The 17479-nt window shown below is 58.6% G+C and carries 15 protein-coding genes; 7 read left to right on the top strand and 8 right to left on the bottom strand.

Annotated elements, in window-relative coordinates; all coding sequences use genetic code 11:
* Positions 1-5 precede the first annotated feature (5 nt).
* Both SPE70_RS05805 and SPE70_RS05800 read left to right on the top strand, forming a co-directional pair.
* Positions 6-923, top strand: a complete 918-nt coding sequence (locus SPE70_RS05805; RefSeq protein ID WP_002892258.1) for an SPFH domain-containing protein — start codon at positions 6-8, stop codon at positions 921-923.
* Entirely contained in the window at positions 920-1378 is a 459-nt protein-coding gene (locus tag SPE70_RS05800; protein WP_008805458.1) for an NfeD family protein, read from the top strand. The genes SPE70_RS05805 and SPE70_RS05800 overlap by 4 nt, the downstream gene beginning before the upstream one ends.
* Here SPE70_RS05800 and cueR read toward each other — a convergent pair.
* A complete protein-coding gene (cueR, locus tag SPE70_RS05795) occupies positions 1375-1785 on the bottom strand; it encodes a Cu(I)-responsive transcriptional regulator (protein WP_032729466.1) in 411 nt (136 codons plus the stop codon). The two genes, SPE70_RS05800 and cueR, sit on opposite strands and share 4 nt — an antisense overlap.
* A 106-nt stretch (positions 1786-1891) precedes the next feature.
* Between cueR and copA the strand changes: the two genes are divergently transcribed.
* The 3 genes from copA to ybaK all read left to right on the top strand — a co-directional run bounded on the left by copA (position 1892) and on the right by ybaK (position 6000).
* Complete coding sequence (gene copA, locus SPE70_RS05790) at positions 1892-4393, top strand: copper-exporting P-type ATPase CopA (RefSeq protein WP_046882303.1); 2502 nt, start codon at positions 1892-1894, stop codon at positions 4391-4393.
* A 131-nt stretch (positions 4394-4524) separates the two neighbouring features.
* Positions 4525-5319, top strand: a complete 795-nt coding sequence (locus tag SPE70_RS05785; RefSeq protein WP_012542659.1) for a TraB/GumN family protein — start codon at positions 4525-4527, stop codon at positions 5317-5319.
* A gap of 201 nt (positions 5320-5520) precedes the next feature.
* Complete coding sequence (gene ybaK, locus SPE70_RS05780) at positions 5521-6000, top strand: Cys-tRNA(Pro)/Cys-tRNA(Cys) deacylase YbaK (protein WP_004204728.1); 480 nt, start codon at positions 5521-5523, stop codon at positions 5998-6000.
* A 105-nt stretch (positions 6001-6105) separates the two neighbouring features.
* Here ybaK and ushA read toward each other — a convergent pair whose 3' ends face one another.
* Positions 6106-7758: a bifunctional UDP-sugar hydrolase/5'-nucleotidase UshA gene (ushA, locus tag SPE70_RS05775; RefSeq protein ID WP_032753778.1), complete on the bottom strand. Its 1653-nt coding sequence runs from the start codon at positions 7756-7758 to the stop codon at positions 6106-6108.
* Positions 7759-8027: 269 nt separating this feature from the next.
* Between ushA and SPE70_RS05770 the strand changes: the two genes are divergently transcribed.
* Both SPE70_RS05770 and ybaL read left to right on the top strand, forming a co-directional pair.
* Complete coding sequence (locus SPE70_RS05770; protein WP_044613469.1) at positions 8028-9248, top strand: MFS transporter; 1221 nt, start codon at positions 8028-8030, stop codon at positions 9246-9248.
* 225 nt (positions 9249-9473) lie between these two features.
* On the top strand, positions 9474-11150 hold the full coding sequence (gene ybaL / locus SPE70_RS05765) for a YbaL family putative K(+) efflux transporter (protein WP_008805453.1): 1677 nt from the start codon (positions 9474-9476) through the stop codon (positions 11148-11150).
* A gap of 35 nt (positions 11151-11185) precedes the next feature.
* Here ybaL and SPE70_RS05760 read toward each other — a convergent pair whose 3' ends face one another.
* From SPE70_RS05760 to SPE70_RS05735, 6 genes are all read right to left on the bottom strand, one after another.
* A complete protein-coding gene (locus SPE70_RS05760) occupies positions 11186-12490 on the bottom strand; it encodes an inosine/guanosine kinase (protein ID WP_008805452.1) in 1305 nt (434 codons plus the stop codon).
* 63 nt (positions 12491-12553) lie between these two features.
* Positions 12554-13516, bottom strand: a complete 963-nt coding sequence (hemH, locus tag SPE70_RS05755) for a ferrochelatase (RefSeq protein WP_008805451.1) — start codon at positions 13514-13516, stop codon at positions 12554-12556.
* A gap of 128 nt (positions 13517-13644) precedes the next feature.
* Positions 13645-14289 carry an adenylate kinase gene (gene adk / locus SPE70_RS05750; protein ID WP_002892184.1) on the bottom strand — a complete coding sequence of 215 codons (645 nt, stop codon included), beginning with the start codon at positions 14287-14289 and terminating at the stop codon, positions 13645-13647.
* 222 nt (positions 14290-14511) lie between these two features.
* On the bottom strand, positions 14512-16386 hold the full coding sequence (gene htpG / locus SPE70_RS05745; protein WP_012542661.1) for a molecular chaperone HtpG: 1875 nt from the start codon (positions 16384-16386) through the stop codon (positions 14512-14514).
* A gap of 112 nt (positions 16387-16498) precedes the next feature.
* Positions 16499-17104 (bottom strand): recombination mediator RecR, encoded by a 606-nt coding sequence (recR, locus tag SPE70_RS05740; RefSeq protein ID WP_049009421.1) that lies wholly within the window; start codon positions 17102-17104, stop codon positions 16499-16501.
* Positions 17104-17436, bottom strand: coding sequence for a YbaB/EbfC family nucleoid-associated protein (locus SPE70_RS05735; RefSeq protein WP_008805448.1), 333 nt, complete (start codon positions 17434-17436; stop codon positions 17104-17106). Before SPE70_RS05735 ends, recR begins: the two co-directional genes overlap by 1 nt.
* Between the last annotated feature and the right edge of the window lie 43 nt (positions 17437-17479).

Here is a 17479-nt window from a genome sequence, read left to right as displayed (position 1 = left end):
TTTTGATGCTGATTTTTATTCCTATCCTTATTTTCGTCGCGCTGGTCATTGTGGCCGCGGCGGTGAAAATTGTCCCGCAAGGCTATCAGTGGACGGTAGAACGTTTTGGGCGCTTTACCCAGACGCTGCAGCCGGGATTAAGCTTAGTCGTGCCGTTTATGGACCGAATCGGCCGCAAAGTGAACATGATGGAGCAGGTGCTCGATATCCCCTCGCAGGAGGTTATCTCCCGGGATAACGCCAACGTCACCATCGACGCGGTCTGCTTTATTCAGGTGATTGACGCGCCAAAGGCCGCCTACGAGGTCAGCAATCTTGAGCAGGCGATCGTCAACCTGACGATGACCAATATCCGTACCGTGCTCGGCTCGATGGAGCTGGACGAAATGCTCTCCCAACGCGACAGCATTAACACCCGTCTGCTGCATATCGTTGACGACGCCACTAATCCGTGGGGAGTAAAAATCACCCGCGTCGAAATTCGCGACGTTCGCCCGCCGGCGGAGCTTATTGCCTCAATGAACGCCCAGATGAAAGCCGAACGTACCAAACGCGCCTATATCCTTGAGGCCGAAGGGGTGCGACAGGCGGAAATTCTGAAAGCGGAAGGGGAAAAGCAGTCGCAGATCCTCAAAGCCGAGGGGGAACGGCAGTCCGCTTTCCTGCAGGCCGAAGCTCGCGAACGTTCCGCCGAAGCGGAAGCCCGCGCCACTCAGATGGTCTCCTCGGCAATCGCCTCGGGCGATATTCAGGCGATCAACTACTTCGTGGCGCAGAAGTACACCGATGCGCTGCAGCAGATTGGCGCCGCTAACAACAGCAAAGTGGTGCTGATGCCGCTGGATGCCAGCAGCCTGATGGGATCGATCGCCGGGATCAGCGAGCTGATCAAAGAAGGCGCTGGCGATCGGAAAAAATCATGATCGACATGATCTTCGCCCATCCGCATCTGTTCTGGTTAAGCCTGGGCGGGCTGCTGCTGGCGGCCGAGATGCTTGGCGGCAGCGGCTATCTGCTGTGGAGCGGCGTCGCTGGCGTGGTGACCGGCGCCCTGACCTGGCTCCTGCCGCTGAGCTGGGAATGGCAAGGGACGCTGTTTGCCGTTCTCACCCTGCTGGCGGCGTGGCTGTGGTCGAAATGGCTGCGCAAGCGGGTCAAAACGCAGCGCCCGGCCGATGCTCAGCTCAACCAGCGCGGTCAGCAACTGGTGGGCCGCCGCCTGACGCTGGATGCCCCGCTGGTAAACGGCCGCGGCCACGTACGCGTGGGCGACAGCTCCTGGCCAGTGATTGCCGATGAAGACCTCGCGGCGGGCAGCAAGGTTGAAGTGATTGCCGTAGAAGGGATTACGCTACGGATCAGACCCGCCGTCCGTTAAGCCTGCGCCTTGCGATGACAGCAGCCGGAAAGATTATCGATAATCGGGCACTCCGCGCTGTCGTCGCCGGGGCAGGATTCGGCCAGCGCCAGCAGGTGCGCGCGCATATTTTGCAGCTCGAGGATATGGTTCTCGATATCCGCCACTTTCTCCAGCGTGCGTTTTTTCACATCGGCGCTGTGCCGCGACGGGTCGTTGAACAAGGCCACCAGCTCGCGGCACTCTTCCAGGTTAAACCCCACCTGCCGCGCCTGGCGCAGCAGCGTCAGCTCATCGAGATGCTGCTGACTGTAGGTGCGGTAGCCGTTTTCGCTCCGCAACGGCGGCGTCACCAGCCCCTTCTCTTCGTAAAAACGAATCGCTTTGCTGGTTAAACCGGTTTTTTTCGCCACATCGCTGATATTCATTTTTTCTCCTTGACCTTCCCCTTGCTGGAAGGTTTAACCTTCTTAATACTCGATGAAAGAGTGGGTCTGGTCAATCGTTGACCGGAAAATTATTCAGGAGTTATTTATGTCTAACACTATCGACCTGACGCTGGATGGCCTCTCCTGCGGCCACTGCGTCAAACGCGTGAAAGAGAGTCTGGAGCAGCGTCCTGACGTTGAGCAAGCCGAGGTGACCCTCACTGAAGCCCATGTCACGGGCAGCGCCAGCGCGCAAGCGCTGATTGATACCGTGAAACAAGCCGGATACGGCGCGGAGCTCAGCCACCCAAAGGCTAAACCGCTGGCAGAATCATCAATCCCGTCGGAAGCACTGACAGCGGCCACTCCTGAGCTTCCGGCAGCCCATGACGAAGATGACAGTCAACAGCTGCTGATCAACGGCATGAGCTGCGCCAGCTGCGTCTCCCGGGTACAAAACGCGCTTGCCGCGGTGCCGGGCGTCTCACAGGCGCGGGTTAACCTGGCGGAACGCACGGCGCTGGTGATGGGCAGTGCGTCCGCCGCAGAATTAGTGCAGGCGGTGGAGAAAGCCGGCTATGGCGCGGAGGCGATCGAAGACGATCTGCAACGCCGCGAACGCCAGCAGGAAACCGCTATTGCTACGATGAAGCGTTTTCGCTGGCAGGCGATTGTCGCCCTGCTGGTCGGCGTGCCGGTGATGGTCTGGGGGATGATCGGCGATAACATGATGGTCAGCGATGACAACCGTTCGCTGTGGCTGGTTATCGGCCTTGTCACCCTCGCTGTCATGGTCTTTGCCGGCGGCCACTTCTACCGCAGCGCGTGGAAAAGCCTGAAAAACGGCACCGCCACCATGGATACGCTCGTGGCGCTCGGCACCGGCGTCGCCTGGCTGTACTCGATGAGCGTCAACCTGTGGCCGCAGTGGTTTCCGATGGAAGCCCGGCATCTGTATTACGAAGCCAGCGCGATGATTATCGGCCTGATTAACCTCGGCCATATGCTGGAGGCCCGCGCCCGCCAGCGCTCCTCGAAAGCGCTGGAGAAACTGCTCGATCTGACGCCACCTTCAGCCCGCGTGGTGACCCCTGAGGGGGAAAAGGATCTGCCGCTCGCGGAAGTTCAGGCGGGTATGACGCTGCGCCTGACCACCGGCGACCGCGTCCCGGTCGACGGCGTGATAAGCCAGGGCGAAGCCTGGTTTGATGAAGCGATGCTCACCGGCGAACCGGTGCCACAGCAAAAAGGCGATGGCGATGCCATTCACGCCGGCACCGTGGTGCAGGACGGCAGCGTGCTGTTCACCGCCAGCGCCGTCGGCAGCCAGACCACGCTGGCAAGAATTATCCGTATGGTGCGCCAGGCGCAGAGCAGCAAGCCGGAGATCGGCCAGCTGGCGGATAAAATCTCCGCCGTATTTGTTCCGGCGGTAGTCGCCATTGCGCTGATCAGCGCCGCGATCTGGTACGTCTTCGGCCCGGCGCCGCAGATCGTCTATACCCTGGTCATTGCCACCACGGTACTGATTATCGCCTGTCCGTGCGCGTTAGGCCTGGCGACGCCGATGTCGATTATCTCCGGCGTTGGCCGGGCGGCGGAGTACGGTGTGCTGGTGCGCGATGCCGATGCGCTGCAGCGCGCCAGTGAACTCGACACCCTGGTGTTCGATAAAACCGGCACCCTGACCGAAGGCAAGCCGCAGGTGGTGGCGGTGAAAACTTTCGCTGGCGTTGATGAGCATACCGCGCTGCGTCTTGCCGCCGCGCTGGAGCAGGGCTCAAGTCATCCGCTGGCGCGAGCGATCCTCGATAAAGCCGCCGACAGTTCGTTGCCGGAAGTGAGCGGCTTCCGCACCCTGCGCGGCCTTGGCGTCAGCGGCGAAGCGGAAGGTCATCGCCTGCTGCTCGGCAACCAGGCGCTGCTCAACGAGCAGCATATCGCCACCGGCGATATAGAAAGCGAGATGACGGCGCAGGCCTCGCGCGGCGCCACGCCGGTGCTGCTGGCGGTGGATGGTCAGGCGGCCGCGCTGTTCGCCATCCGTGACCCGCTGCGCGAAGACAGCGTCGACGCCCTGGCCCGCCTGCATCGGCAGGGCTACCGGCTGGTGATGCTTACCGGGGATAATCCCACCACCGCGAAGGCCATCGCCAAAGAAGCCGGCATTGATGAAGTGATCGCTGGCGTGCTGCCGGACGGTAAAGCCGATGCCATTAAACGACTGCAGAGCCAGGGGCACAAAGTGGCGATGGTTGGCGACGGCATTAACGACGCTCCGGCGCTGGCCCAGGCGGATGTCGGGATCGCCATGGGCGGCGGCAGCGATGTCGCTATTGAAACCGCGGCGATCACCCTGATGCGCCATAGTCTTCACGGCGTGGCCGATGCGCTGGCGATTTCGAAGGCGACCTTACGCAATATGAAGCAGAACCTGCTGGGCGCGTTTGTCTACAACTCGCTGGGTATCCCGATTGCCGCCGGGATCCTCTGGCCGCTGACCGGCACCCTGCTCAACCCGGTGGTCGCCGGCGCGGCGATGGCGCTGTCGTCGATCACCGTGGTGAGTAACGCCAACCGCCTGCTGCGCTTTAAACCAAAAGAGTAAACGCCGTCAGATGAAACGGGCGCCGACGTTGTTCGGCGCCTGTATTTTTGCTGACACAAGAAAAGCCCGCCGGAAGGGTGACGTGTATCACCATATGCGCTAGCATGAATGCCTCACACTTCGGAGCGCGTATGGGCCTGTTAAACCGGATAAAAATGCTGTGGCGAGCCGCCGTCGGCTCGTCTTATTCCTGGCCTGCGATGGATATCGTTCTGCCCGGCGAACGCTATTTGCACCTCGTCGGCAGCATCCATATGGGCACCCGCGACATGGCGCCGCCGCCGGCGAAGCTTCTGAAAAAAATACGCCAGGCCGATGCGTTAATCGTCGAGGCCGATATCAGCGGCAATGAAACCCCGTTTAGCAACCTTCCCTCTTACCCGCCGCTGGCAGAACGTCTGAGCGATGCGCAGTTGAGTGAGCTAGAGGCGCGAGCCGGCGAGCTGGGCCTGTCGGTCGGGCTGTTCGACAGCCAGCCGCTGTGGCAGGTGGCGATGGTGCTACAAGCCACCCAGGCGCAGAAGCTGGGACTGCGACCGGATTACGGCATCGATTATCAGTTGCTGATGGCCGCCCGCGAGAGCAACATAACGGTGATGGAGCTGGAAGGCGCCGACAGCCAAATCGCGCTGCTGCGCGATCTGCCCGACGGGGGGATGGCGCTGCTGGAGGATACGCTGAGCCACTGGCGGACCAATGCCCGCCTGCTACAGGTGATGATCGGCTGGTGGCTGGAGCAACCGCCATCGCGCGGCGCGGTATCGCTGCCGACGACCTTTAGTCAGTCTTTGTATGATGTGCTGATGCACCAGCGCAATCTCGCCTGGCGCGAGACGCTGCTGGCCTTGCCGCCGGGGCGCTACGTGGTTGCCGTCGGCGCGCTGCACCTGTATGGCGAAGGGAATCTGCCGGATATGCTGACCTAAAAAAATGGCCAATATTGCTATTGGCCCGTCAAAGAGGAATTTCATCATTATTATTATCCCGGGATTTGCATCCCGGATCGTCTGATTGTCGCTCAAAGTGACCATCACTGCCAACACTATTGCGCAAGATGGTACTATTTTTTAGACAACCTGCGGGCGTATTCTGACGTCACGCAAAACCGGTTGGTAAGAAGGATAGCTATGACTCCCGCCGTTAAATTACTCGAAAAAAACAAAATCCCCTTTCAGATCCACAGTTACGATCACGATCCCAATGAGACCAACTTCGGAGATGAAGTGGTGCGCAAGCTCGGCCTCAATGCCGACCAGGTTTACAAGACCCTGCTGGTCGCCGTTAACGGCGATATGAAGCATCTGGCGGTCGCCGTCACCCCGGTCGCCGGGCAGCTGGATTTGAAGAAAGTGGCGAAAGCGCTGGGCGCCAAGAAAGTCGACATGGCCGACCCGATGGTGGCGCAGCGTATCACCGGCTATCTGGTGGGCGGTATCAGTCCGCTGGGGCAGAAGAAGCGCCTGCCGACGGTGATTGACGCTCCGGCGCAGGAATTTGCCACCATCTATATTTCCGGCGGCAAACGCGGTCTGGATATTGAGCTGGCGGCCAGCGATCTGGCGCAGCTTCTGGACGCGAAGTTCGCCGATATCGCCCGCCGCGATTGAGCACACCATCCCGGATAGCGGCGCACGCGCCTTATCCGGGTTATCCAACTCGTAGCCCCGGTAAGCGCAGCGCCACCGGGGAAATAGCCAACCTGAAGCTCAGACCTACTGCCAGCTCACCTCGCCTTTCGGCTCGTAGGCTGCCGCATCCAGCGGCGAGTTCTTCTCGATATACTCTTTCAGCACTTCGGCATCGATAAAGCCGGTATTCACATACCCGGGTTTATCGGCAATGTTCGGATAGCCATCGCCGCCGGTAGCGTTAAAGCTCAGCGTCGCCATCCGGTAGGTCTTCGCCGGATCCACCGGTTCGCCTTTGATTTTCAGATCGTTCAGTTTGCCATCTTTGGCTACAAAGCTGACGTTGGCAAACTGCGGATAGGCGCCGGAATCCGGCTTCATCTGCGCGACGGCGGTCAGGTAATCCACCACCTCCTTGCCGCTCATATCGACATAGGTCAGCACATTGCCGAACGGCTGGACCTTCATCACATCCTTATAGGTGATATCCCCCGCCTCGATGGAGTCGCGGATCCCACCGCCGCTCATCACCGCGAAATCCGCGTTGCTGCGCGCCATCTGCGCCGCCAGCAGCAGGTGCCCCATATTGGTCTGCACAAAGCGCACTTTACTGCGGTCGCCCTCCAGATGACCATTCACGCTACCGATTTTGACCTGCAGCTGCGCTTTGCCTTTGTTCTGGAATGGCGTCAGCAGCGACATCATCTGCGGGTTCTCTGCGATCTGCGGCGTATACAGCACCCGCTCGCTTTGGCCGTTATCGTAAGTCACTTTTTTCTTCAGGTTCACCGGGATCAACTGATAATGCACCAGCTTCATCTCGCCGTTGCGGAACTCAAAATCGGCGCGGCCGACGTATTTGCCCCACTCATGCGCCTGGACGATCCAGATGCCGTTCTGACGATCCGGCGCGCACGGGGTGCCTGGCACATAATCGACCTGCTTTTTATTTTCCGACGCCATGCATACCGGATCCTGCGAGTGACCGCCGACGATCATCGCCAGCGATCCCGCAGGTAAACTCCGCGCCATTTCAACGTCGCCCGGCGCGTTAGAGCCGTGGTTGCCATTGTCGTAATGGCCCATATGGGTGGTGGCCAGGATCACGTCCGGCTTTTCATTCTGCTGCAGCTCCTGGATCACCAGCTTCGCCTCTTCCGCCGGTTTGCGGAATTCGATATCGGTGAAATATTCCGGATTGCCAATCTTGGCCGTATCGTCGGTGGTTAAGCCAATCACCGCGATTTTCAGCCCGCCGCGCTTAAACAGCGCCCAGGGTTTGAACAGCCGTTCGCCGGTGCTTTTCTGATAAATATTGGCCGACAGGAACGGGAACTTAGCCCACTTTTCCTGCTGGCGCAGCACGCTCAGCGGATTATCAAATTCATGGTTCCCCACCGCCATTGCGTCGTAGCCGATCAGGTTCATGCCGCGAAAATCGGGCTCTGCATCCTGTAAATCAGACTCCGGCACGCCGGTATTAATATCGCCGCCGGATAACAGCAGGACGCTCCCCCCTTCCGCCGCCACTTCTTTCCGGATGCCATCGACCAACGTTTTCTGCGCCGCCAGACCATATTCGCCGTAGTCATTGCGCCAGAAATGGCCGTGATGATCGTTGGTGTGCAGGATGGTAATTTTATAGGTTTTATCCTGCTCATAGGCCTGTGCGGACAGGCTGCCCAGCGATAAGGCGGCAAATAACGCCAGCGCTACGCGATGTTTAAAATAATGCATGCTTCACTCCCTGACTTAATCCCAAGTGCCGAAAGTATAGCGAGTTAGTCGCGTTGACAAATATGTTTTCAGAATTGCGACTTCCTTCAACCCCTAAGGACAGGTATGTTAGTCGGATAATAATTCCACCTGCATCCTCTATACGCCTTCGCGTTGTATGGCATTGCGTCAGCCCGTTGGTTATATTTCCCATGTAGTAGCCGGGAAAATCAGGGTCGTCGCCATGGCGTAAAAATGACGAAAGCTATATAAAAAAGTGACGTGAACCTATGGCAATCAATCAGACCGCTCAACCCCTGTCCGGCCCTGCTGCGCCGCCGCAAAAAGCACGCACCTCGTTTGGCATCTTAGGCGCGATCAGCCTGTCCCATTTGCTTAACGATATGATCCAGTCGCTCATCCTGGCGATTTACCCGCTGCTGCAGGCGGAGTTCTCCCTTACCTTCGTGCAGATCGGGATGATCACCCTCACCTTCCAGCTCACCTCATCGCTATTCCAGCCGGTGATTGGCTACATCACCGATAAACGCTCGATGCCGTGGTCGCTGCCGGTGGGCATGTGCTTCACCCTCTGCGGTTTGATTCTGCTGGCGCTGGCCGGGAGTTTCGGCATGGTGCTGCTGGCTGCCGCGCTGGTGGGTACCGGCTCCTCGGTTTTCCATCCGGAATCGTCCCGCGTGGCGCGGATGGCCTCTGGCGGCCGTCACGGCCTGGCCCAGTCGCTGTTCCAGGTCGGCGGCAACTTCGGCAGCTCGCTTGGTCCATTGCTGGCGGCGGTGATTATCGCCCCCTATGGCAAAGGCAACGTCGCCTGGTTCGTGCTGGCCGCCCTGCTGGCTATTGTGGTGCTGTCGCAAATCAGCCGCTGGTATGCCGCACAGCACCGTATGAATAAAGGCAAACCGAAGCCGCTGATCGTTAATCCGCTGCCGCGCAATAAGGTGATTCTGGCGGTAGGTATTCTGCTGATGCTGATTTTCTCGAAATATTTCTATATGGCGAGCATTAGCAGCTATTACACCTTTTATCTGATGCATAAGTTCGGATTATCGGTGCAAAATGCCCAGCTTCATCTGTTTGCCTTCCTGTTCGCGGTTGCCGCCGGGACGGTAATCGGCGGGCCAGTTGGCGATAAAATTGGACGTAAATATGTGATTTGGGGCTCTATCCTCGGTGTGGCGCCGTTTACCCTCATTTTACCCTACGCCAGCCTTGAATGGACGGGGATTTTAACGGTGATTATTGGTTTTATCCTCGCCTCGGCCTTTTCCGCTATCCTGGTCTATGCGCAGGAGCTGCTGCCGGGTCGAATCGGCATGGTTTCTGGCCTGTTCTTCGGCTTCGCCTTTGGCATGGGTGGCCTTGGCGCCGCGGTGCTGGGCCTGCTGGCGGACCATACCAGTATCGATCTGGTGTATAAAATCTGTGCCTTCCTGCCGCTGCTGGGTTTCCTGACGATATTTCTTCCTGATAACCGGCAAAAAGCCTGATTATCCGGCGGCCAAAGTGCAACGCTGGCCGCCGTTATCCCTTGCGCCATCAGCCTGATGCGCGCATTCCCTCCGCGATTTTCCCTTCTGTGCCTTTTGGCCGGTTAATTCCATTTTTTTGCACAATTCAAGAATTATTCATAAACAAAGTGAACGTTTTTGTCATAAACTATTACCCGGATAGGGTAGCAAAATGGACCGATACACCACTGGAAAGGAGACGGAATGCACCACGCAACACCGCTTATCACCACCATTGTCGGCGGCCTCGTGCTCGCCTTTATTCTCGGCATGATTGCCAATAAGCTACGTATTTCTCCTCTGGTGGGATATCTCTTAGCGGGCGTGCTGGCCGGACCTTTCACCCCAGGCTTTGTTGCTGATACCAAACTGGCTCCTGAACTGGCAGAACTCGGCGTGATCCTGCTGATGTTCGGCGTCGGGCTGCATTTTTCCCTGAAAGATCTGATGGCGGTAAAGTCGATCGCCATTCCCGGGGCCATCGCCCAGATAGCCGTGGCGACGCTGTTGGGTATGGCACTCTCCGCCGCCCTTGGCTGGTCGCTGATGACCGGCATCGTCTTTGGCCTGTGTCTCTCCACCGCCAGTACCGTGGTGCTACTGCGTGCCCTCGAGGAGCGACAGCTTATTGACAGTCAGCGCGGGCAGATTGCCATTGGCTGGCTGATTGTAGAAGACCTGGTGATGGTCCTGACGCTGGTCCTGCTGCCAGCGATTGCCGGGATGACGGAGAAAGGTGACGTTGGCTTCGCCTCTCTGGCCCTCGACCTCGGGATCACCATTGGTAAAGTGGTGGCCTTTATCGCCATCATGATGCTGGTCGGTCGCCGGTTGGTGCCGTGGATCATGTCGCGCAGCGCCGCCACCGGATCACGCGAGCTGTTCACCCTGTCGGTGCTGGCCCTGGCGCTGGGCATCGCCTTCGGCGCCGTGGAGCTGTTTGATGTCTCCTTCGCCCTTGGCGCCTTCTTCGCCGGCATGGTGCTTAACGAATCTGAGCTGAGCCACCGCGCCGCCCATGACACCCTGCCGCTGCGCGACGCCTTCGCGGTGCTGTTCTTTGTCTCCGTCGGCATGCTGTTTGACCCGATGGTGCTGGTGCAGCAGCCGCTGGCGGTGCTGGCGACACTGGCGATTATTATCTTTGGTAAATCCGCCGCCGCCTTTTTCCTCGTGCGTATGTTTGGTCATTCGCCGCGTACCGCATTGACCATTGCCGCCAGCCTGGCGCAGATTGGTGAGTTTGCCTTTATTCTCGCCGGCCTGGGGATGGCGCTTAACCTGCTGCCGCAGGCTGGACAAAACCTGGTGCTGGCCGGGGCGATCATCTCGATTATGCTCAACCCGGTGCTGTTTACCCTGCTGGAAAAATATCTCGATAAAACCGAAACCCTCGACGAGCAGACGCTGGAAGAGGTGCTGGAAGATGAGAAACAGGTGCCAGTCGATATCTGTAACCACGCGCTGCTGGTTGGCTTCGGCCGCGTCGGCAGTCTGCTGGGCGAGAAGCTGATGGCCCAGGGGATCCCGCTGGTGGTGGTTGAAACCTCGCGTACCCGCGTGGATGAGTTACGCGAGCGCGGGATCAGCGCGGTGCTGGGTAATGCCGCCAATGAAGAGATCATGGAACTGGCGCATCTCGACTGCGCCCGCTGGCTGCTGCTGACTATCCCCAACGGCTACGAGGCCGGAGAGATTGTCGCTTCCGCACGGGAAAAATGCCCGAATATCGAGATCATCGCCCGCGCCCATTACGATGATGAAGTGGACTACATTATCGATCGCGGGGCTAATCAGGTGGTGATGGGCGAGCGGGAAATTGCCCGCGCCATGCTGCAGCTTCTGGAAACGCCACCGGCCGGTGAAGTGGTCACCGGCTGATGTACTGCCCTCTCCCCGTCGGGAGAGGGGCGCGCTTACCGATCCCAGTACGCCTCTTCCAGGCTGTCCTCACGCTCCGGCAGGCCGCGGGTTAAACGCGGCGAGTGCTGGTTCAGCACCTGATAGCTCACGCGGTTGGCATATTTACACACCTGCGCCAGTGAGGAGTAGGTCAGCCATTTGCATTTGTGCTTGCTGGAGTTGGGTACGTTATTGCGGTGGTAGTTATTGGCGGTGATGTCATGCAGCAGCGCCGCCAGGGCGCCGTCGCCAGCGCCGTTGGTATTCATGATTTTTTCAGGCCCGCCCATATACGGGGCGATATGTGAATAGATACGCAGCGGATTAACGCAATCCTGGTGGCGCATCGCACGGCTGAATTCAAACTGGTTAAACTCCGGGATCGCCCCCGGCAGCAGCGGATGCTGGGTTTTCCGCTTCGCCTCTTCTTCGGTAAAGCCCGCCATATACAGGCCCGCCGGACCGGCAGTGCACAGCACCAGGTCGACCCAGTCCAGCGCTTTATCCGCCGCCGACAGCGGATCGGCAAAACCGGTCAGGGCTTCCCCTTCTTCTTCATTCATCGCCAGAATCGAGACATGCTCCTGCAGGAACTGCTGCCACCACGCCGGGTTATCGGCAATCACGTATTTAGTTCCGAGAGTTAACACCACCGGCACATCATGCTTTTTGGCGTACTCGATGGCTTTCATCGTGGCGTCTGGCATCGGCTCGCCCGGCTTGCAGCGTACCAGGTAGGAGGTGAGCACCAGCGCCGAGGCGCCGGCGATCACCGCTTCCGGAATGCTTTCCGGGCGCAGCTTGTTCATGTGACCCGGGCTGATGGCGAAGGTGCGCTCGCCGCTGTCGCTGATCAGGGTAAAACAGCGGCCAATGGCGCCGTCGACGCCCTGCAGATAGTTCAGATCGGTGCGGCTGGAGGTATTGCACAGGTAGCGATAGGCATAGCCGCCGATGTCGATATTGCTGCACATCACGCCAAGCAGCACCGAGCGATCGTCCGCCAGCACCGAGTAGTTATGCATGGTATTGCCGATGGTGCCGCCGGCAAACTGATGGGTAATGAGATTATTGCGTACCAGCTCCTGGTACAGCGCCTCGGCGACGTCATCTTCAATCACCAGCGAGTGGCCCGCGCTCAGACCATAGCGTACGATAAACGCTTCATCCACTTTCGCTTCGATATCCACCAGCGTCTGGTCGATACCGACCACCCAGGAGACGCTGGATTCATTCTCCGGCTGAATTTGCTGCAGCAGCGGGTCGCGGGCGTTGACGGGAAAATAGTGTTTGGATTTGCGTTTACCGGGAAATTTCATAGTGGCGCTTAAATAACAGGGAACAAGCGGGAAATAGTAGCATATTCCCCGCCCTGCGCGCGATCAGCGATAAGGCGCCGTCAGGTTGACCATCATCTCAATATGCGCCACATCCGCATTTAGCGCCGGAATATATTCATACTGCTCGCCACCCGCTTCGAGGAAAACTTCCCGGTTCTGAACGGCAATCTCTTCCAGCGTTTCGAGACAGTCAGCGGCAAACCCCGGGCACAGCACCTGAATATGCTTCGTCCCCTGCTCGCCAAGCATCTTCAGCGTCTCATCGGTGTACGGCGTCAGCCAGGGTTCCCGGCCAAAGCGCGACTGGAAGGTCATCATCACCCGCTCCGGCGGCAGCCCCAGCGCGGAAACCAGTTCCCGCGTGGTATCGCGACAGCGCTGGGGATAATCATCGCCCTGGTTGGCATAGCGCTGCGGGATCCCATGGTAGGAGAGCAGCAGCAGATCGGGTTCCCCGTGCACCGCGAAGGAGGCGCGCACGCTGGCCGCCAGCGCATGGATATAGTCCGGGTGATCGGCATAGTCGCGAATAAACGAGATACCCGGAATAGCGCGCTTTTTCGCAAGGATCCGCGCCAGCTCATCCCAGACGGCGGCCACCGTCGAACAGGAATATTGTGGGTACAGCGGCAGCACCACGATGTGTCCCACCCCCTGCGCCAGTAAATCATCCACCGCGCTGGCCAGCGACGGCGAACCATAGCTCATGCCCAGCGCCACCGGCGTATCCGGCAGCCTGGCGGCCAGCGCCTGCTGCTGGCGACGGCTGTATACCATCAGCGGCGATCCCTCCTCCATCCACACGGACTGATAGAGCTTCGCCACGCGCGGGGAGCGAATCGGCAGTATGACGCCACGCAGCAGCGGCCACCATAGCAGACGAGATGTATCCACCACCCGTTTGTCGCTGAGGAATTGTCGCAGATAGCGCTTCACCGCACCGGGGGTGGGCGCATCGGGAGTGCCTAAATTGGCCAGCAAGATACCTGTTTTCGTCTGATGCATTACCGCCTCTTAACCATTTGAATCGCAGCCAATTGTAGCTGAAATGGCGCTAAACGGAACCAATCATAGCAAAAGGTAGAAATGAGAGGAGTTCTCATCCTGCGGCAGCAGGATGAGAAAAGGCTTTATCAGCCGAGGATTTTTTCCAGTTCAGCGCGCACGTCAGCTACCGCTTTGGTGCCGTCGACTTTGGCATATTTGGTGTTGCCCGCCTGCGCTTCTTTGGTGTAGTAGCCGATCAGCGGTGCTGTCATCTGATGGTATTCCACCAGGCGCTTACGCACGGTCTCTTCCTGGTCGTCTTTACGGGTGGTCAGCTCTTCGCCGGTCACGTCGTCTTTGCCTTCCACCTTCGGCGGATTGAATTTGATGTGGTATACGCGACCGGATGCCGCATGAACGCGACGGCCAACGATGCGGTCGACGATCAGTTCGTCCGGCACGTCGAATTCCAGCACGTAATCAACGGTAATACCCGCTTCTTTCATGGCGTCAGCCTGCGGAATGGTGCGCGGGAAGCCGTCCAGCAGGAAGCCGTTACGGCAATCTTCCTGGGCGATACGCTCTTTCACCAGCGCGATGACCAGCTCATCGGTTACCAGCTTGCCGGCGTCCATAATGTCTTTCGCTTGCTTACCGAGCTCAGAGCCGGATTTTACCGCCGCGCGCAGCATATCGCCGGTGGAGATTTGCGGAATACCGTATTTCTCCATGATGAACTGAGCCTGAGTTCCTTTACCCGCGCCCGGAGCGCCAAGCAGAATAATACGCATTACGAAAATCCCCTCAAAAGTCGATTCAATTTTTCAAAAACGCTAAACCATACCACCAGAACGGCGATGGCTCAAGGAAGGCGGTGCGGCTGAAACGGTTAATGGTGAGATATTTTATGCAATCCAATGTGAAATGCCCCGCCGGAGCAAATTGCTCAGGCGGGGCATTTATCCCGTTCCCGGCGTCGCGTCGCTCGGCCGGGCTACTCGTTCAGGTTCGCGTCAGGAAGCCAGCAGCTGGTTCATACGACGGATAAACTGGTTCGGATCTTCCAGCGTGCCGCGCTCGGCCAGCAGCGCCTGATCCAGCAGCAGTTCCACCCATTCGCCGAACTGCGCGTCATCCTGGGTATCGGCGGCGCGTTTCACCAGCTGATGCGCCGGGTTCAGTTCGAAGATGTATTTCACTTCCGGTGCCGCCTGGCCCGCTGCCGCGAACAGCTTCGCCATCTGCGTGCTCATCTCATCGGCATCGGTAGTGACAATCGCCGGGGTGTCGGTCAGACGATGGGTCAGACGCACCTCTTTCACCCGGTCGCCAAGCAGGTTTTTCACACGCTCAACGAACGGCTCCAGCGCTTTTTCAGCTTCTTTTGTGGACTCGTCCACTTCATCCGCCAGCTTGTCCAGCGACTCGTCGGCTTTCGCCACCGACTGGAACGCTTTGCCGTCGAACTCGGTCAGGTAGCTCATCATCCACTCGTCGATGCGATCGGAGAGCAGCAGAACTTCAATCCCTTTCTTACGCAGCAGTTCGAGGTGCGGGCTGCTCTTCGCCGCCGCATAGCTGTCGGCAGTGATGTAGTAGATCTTCTCCTGGCCTTCTTTCATCCGCGAGACATACTCTTCCAGCGACACGGTCTGCGCGGAGGAGTCGGTATGCGTCGTCGCGAAACGCAGCAGTTTGGCGATCGCTTCCTGGTTGCTCGGATCTTCCGCCGGGCCCTCTTTCAGCACCAGGCCGAACTGTTTCCAGAAAGTTTGATATTTTTCAGCGTCGTCTTTCGCCAGCTTATCCAGCATCTGCAGCGCGCGTTTGGTCAGCGCGGTACGCAGGTTGCGGGTCACGCTGCTGTCCTGCAGGATTTCACGGGAGACGTTCAGCGGCAGATCGTTGGAGTCGATCAGGCCACGCACGAAGCGCAGGTAGTTCGGCATAAACTGCTCGGCGTCGTCCATAATGAACACACGCTGCACGTACAGCTTCAGGCCGTGTTTATGATCGCGGTTCCACATATCCCACGGCGCCTGCGACGGGATATACAGCAGGCTGGTGTACTCCTGCTTACCTTCCACGCGGTTGTGGCTCCAGGTCAGCGGGTCGCTGTAGTCGTGAGCGATATGCTTGTAAAACTCTTTGTATTCGTCGTCGTTAACTTCGGACTTGCTGCGGGTCCACAGGGCCTGCGCCTTGTTGATTTTTTCCCACGAAATCACGGTTTCGCCGTCTTTCTCTTCCTGCTTTTCAATCTCAACCGGCAGCGCGATATGGTCGGAATACTTGCTGATGATGGAGCGCACGCGCCAGTCATTGAGGAAATCGTCTTCGCCCTCACGCAGATGCAGGGTGATTTCGGTGCCGCGATCGGCTTTGGTGATGTCGGCAACAGTGTATTCCCCTTCGCCGGCGGATTCCCAGAACACGCCGTTCTCAGGTTTATCGCCCGCCGCACGGGTACGCACGGTCACTTTATCCGCCACGATGAAGGCAGAGTAGAAGCCGACGCCGAACTGGCCGATCAGCTGGCTGTCTTTCGCCTGGTCGGAACCCATCGATTCCAGAAACGCTTTGGTGCCGGATTTGGCGATAGTGCCGAGATGATCGATAACCTCTTCCCGGTTCATGCCGATACCGTTATCGGCGATGGTCAGGGTGCGGTTGTCTTTATCAAACGAAACCCGTACGCGCAGCTCGCCATCGCCCTCATACAAATCCGGCTGCGACAGCGCGCGGAAACGCAGCTTATCGGCCGCATCAGAGGCGTTGGAAATCAGCTCACGCAGAAAGATTTCTTTGTTGGAATAGAGGGAATGGATCATCAGGTGCAGAAGTTGCTTTACCTCTGACTGAAAACCACGAGTTTCTTGTCCTTTCATCTGATTCAACCTCAACAATGCCATTTTAAATGGGGTAAAAAACCGTTGAGTGGGAGATGGGGACTGCGGGGAAATTTTTCAAGCGGAGGCGGCGCTGGCCGCCTCCATTTGTTCAGAAAGTAATCTTGTGACGACCGGCCAGCGAGTGGGACAGCGTGGTGCCGTCGACCATTTCCAGCTCGCCGCCCACCGGCACGCCGTGGGCGATGCGGCTGGCATCAATGCCATACTGCGCGCACAGCTCCGCGATGTAGTTGGCCGTCGCCTCACCCTCAACGGTCGGGTTAGTGGCAAGGATCACCTCGGTGATCGACTCCGCTTCCAGCCGTTGTTCAAGGCGATCGAGCCCGATGTCATCTGGCCCGATGCCGTCGAGCGGCGACAGGTGCCCCATCAGCACGAAGTAGCGGCCGGAATACTGCCCGGTCTGCTCGATGGCGTGGATGTCCGCCGGACTCTCCACCACGCAGATCTGGCCGTTTTCCTGGCGACGCGGGTTGCTGCAGATATTGCACACCTCCTGCTCGGTGAAGGTGCGGCAATCGGCGCAGTGGCCGATCTCCGACATCGCGCGCGTCAGCGCCTGCGCCAGGCGCATACCGCCGCTGCGATCGCGCTGCAGCAGGGTAAACGCCATGCGCTGCGCCGACTTCGGGCCAACGCCCGGCAGACAGCGCAGCGCTTCCATAAGCTGAGTTAACAGCGGGCTGGTTTGCATCAGAACGGCATCTTGAAGCCTGGCGGCAGCTGCATACCGGCAGAAACGGAAGCCATCTTCTCTTTCTGGGTCTCTTCAATGCGGCGCGCGGCGTCGTTAAACGCGGCAGCCACCAGATCTTCCAGCATTTCTTTGTCGTCTTCCAGCAGGCTTGGGTCGATTTCCACACGGCGGCAGTTGTGCGCGCCGTTAATGGTCACTTTCACCAGACCCGCGCCGGATTCGCCGGTCACTTCCAGCTGAGCGATCTCTTCCTGCATCTTCTGCATTTTGTCTTGCATCTGCTGGGCCTGCTTCATCAGGTTACCCAGGCCGCCTTTTCCACCAAACATAGGCTTCTCTCTCAGTCAGTCATCGTTAAAGGTACTGAATGCC

Source organism: Klebsiella sp. ZJOU C1 (assembly GCF_035620215.1).
In the GTDB taxonomy this organism is placed as follows: domain Bacteria; phylum Pseudomonadota; class Gammaproteobacteria; order Enterobacterales; family Enterobacteriaceae; genus Klebsiella; species Klebsiella variicola.
The sequence above is the reverse complement of the archived record's forward strand: the minus strand, read 5'-3'. Positions and strand labels throughout refer to the sequence as shown.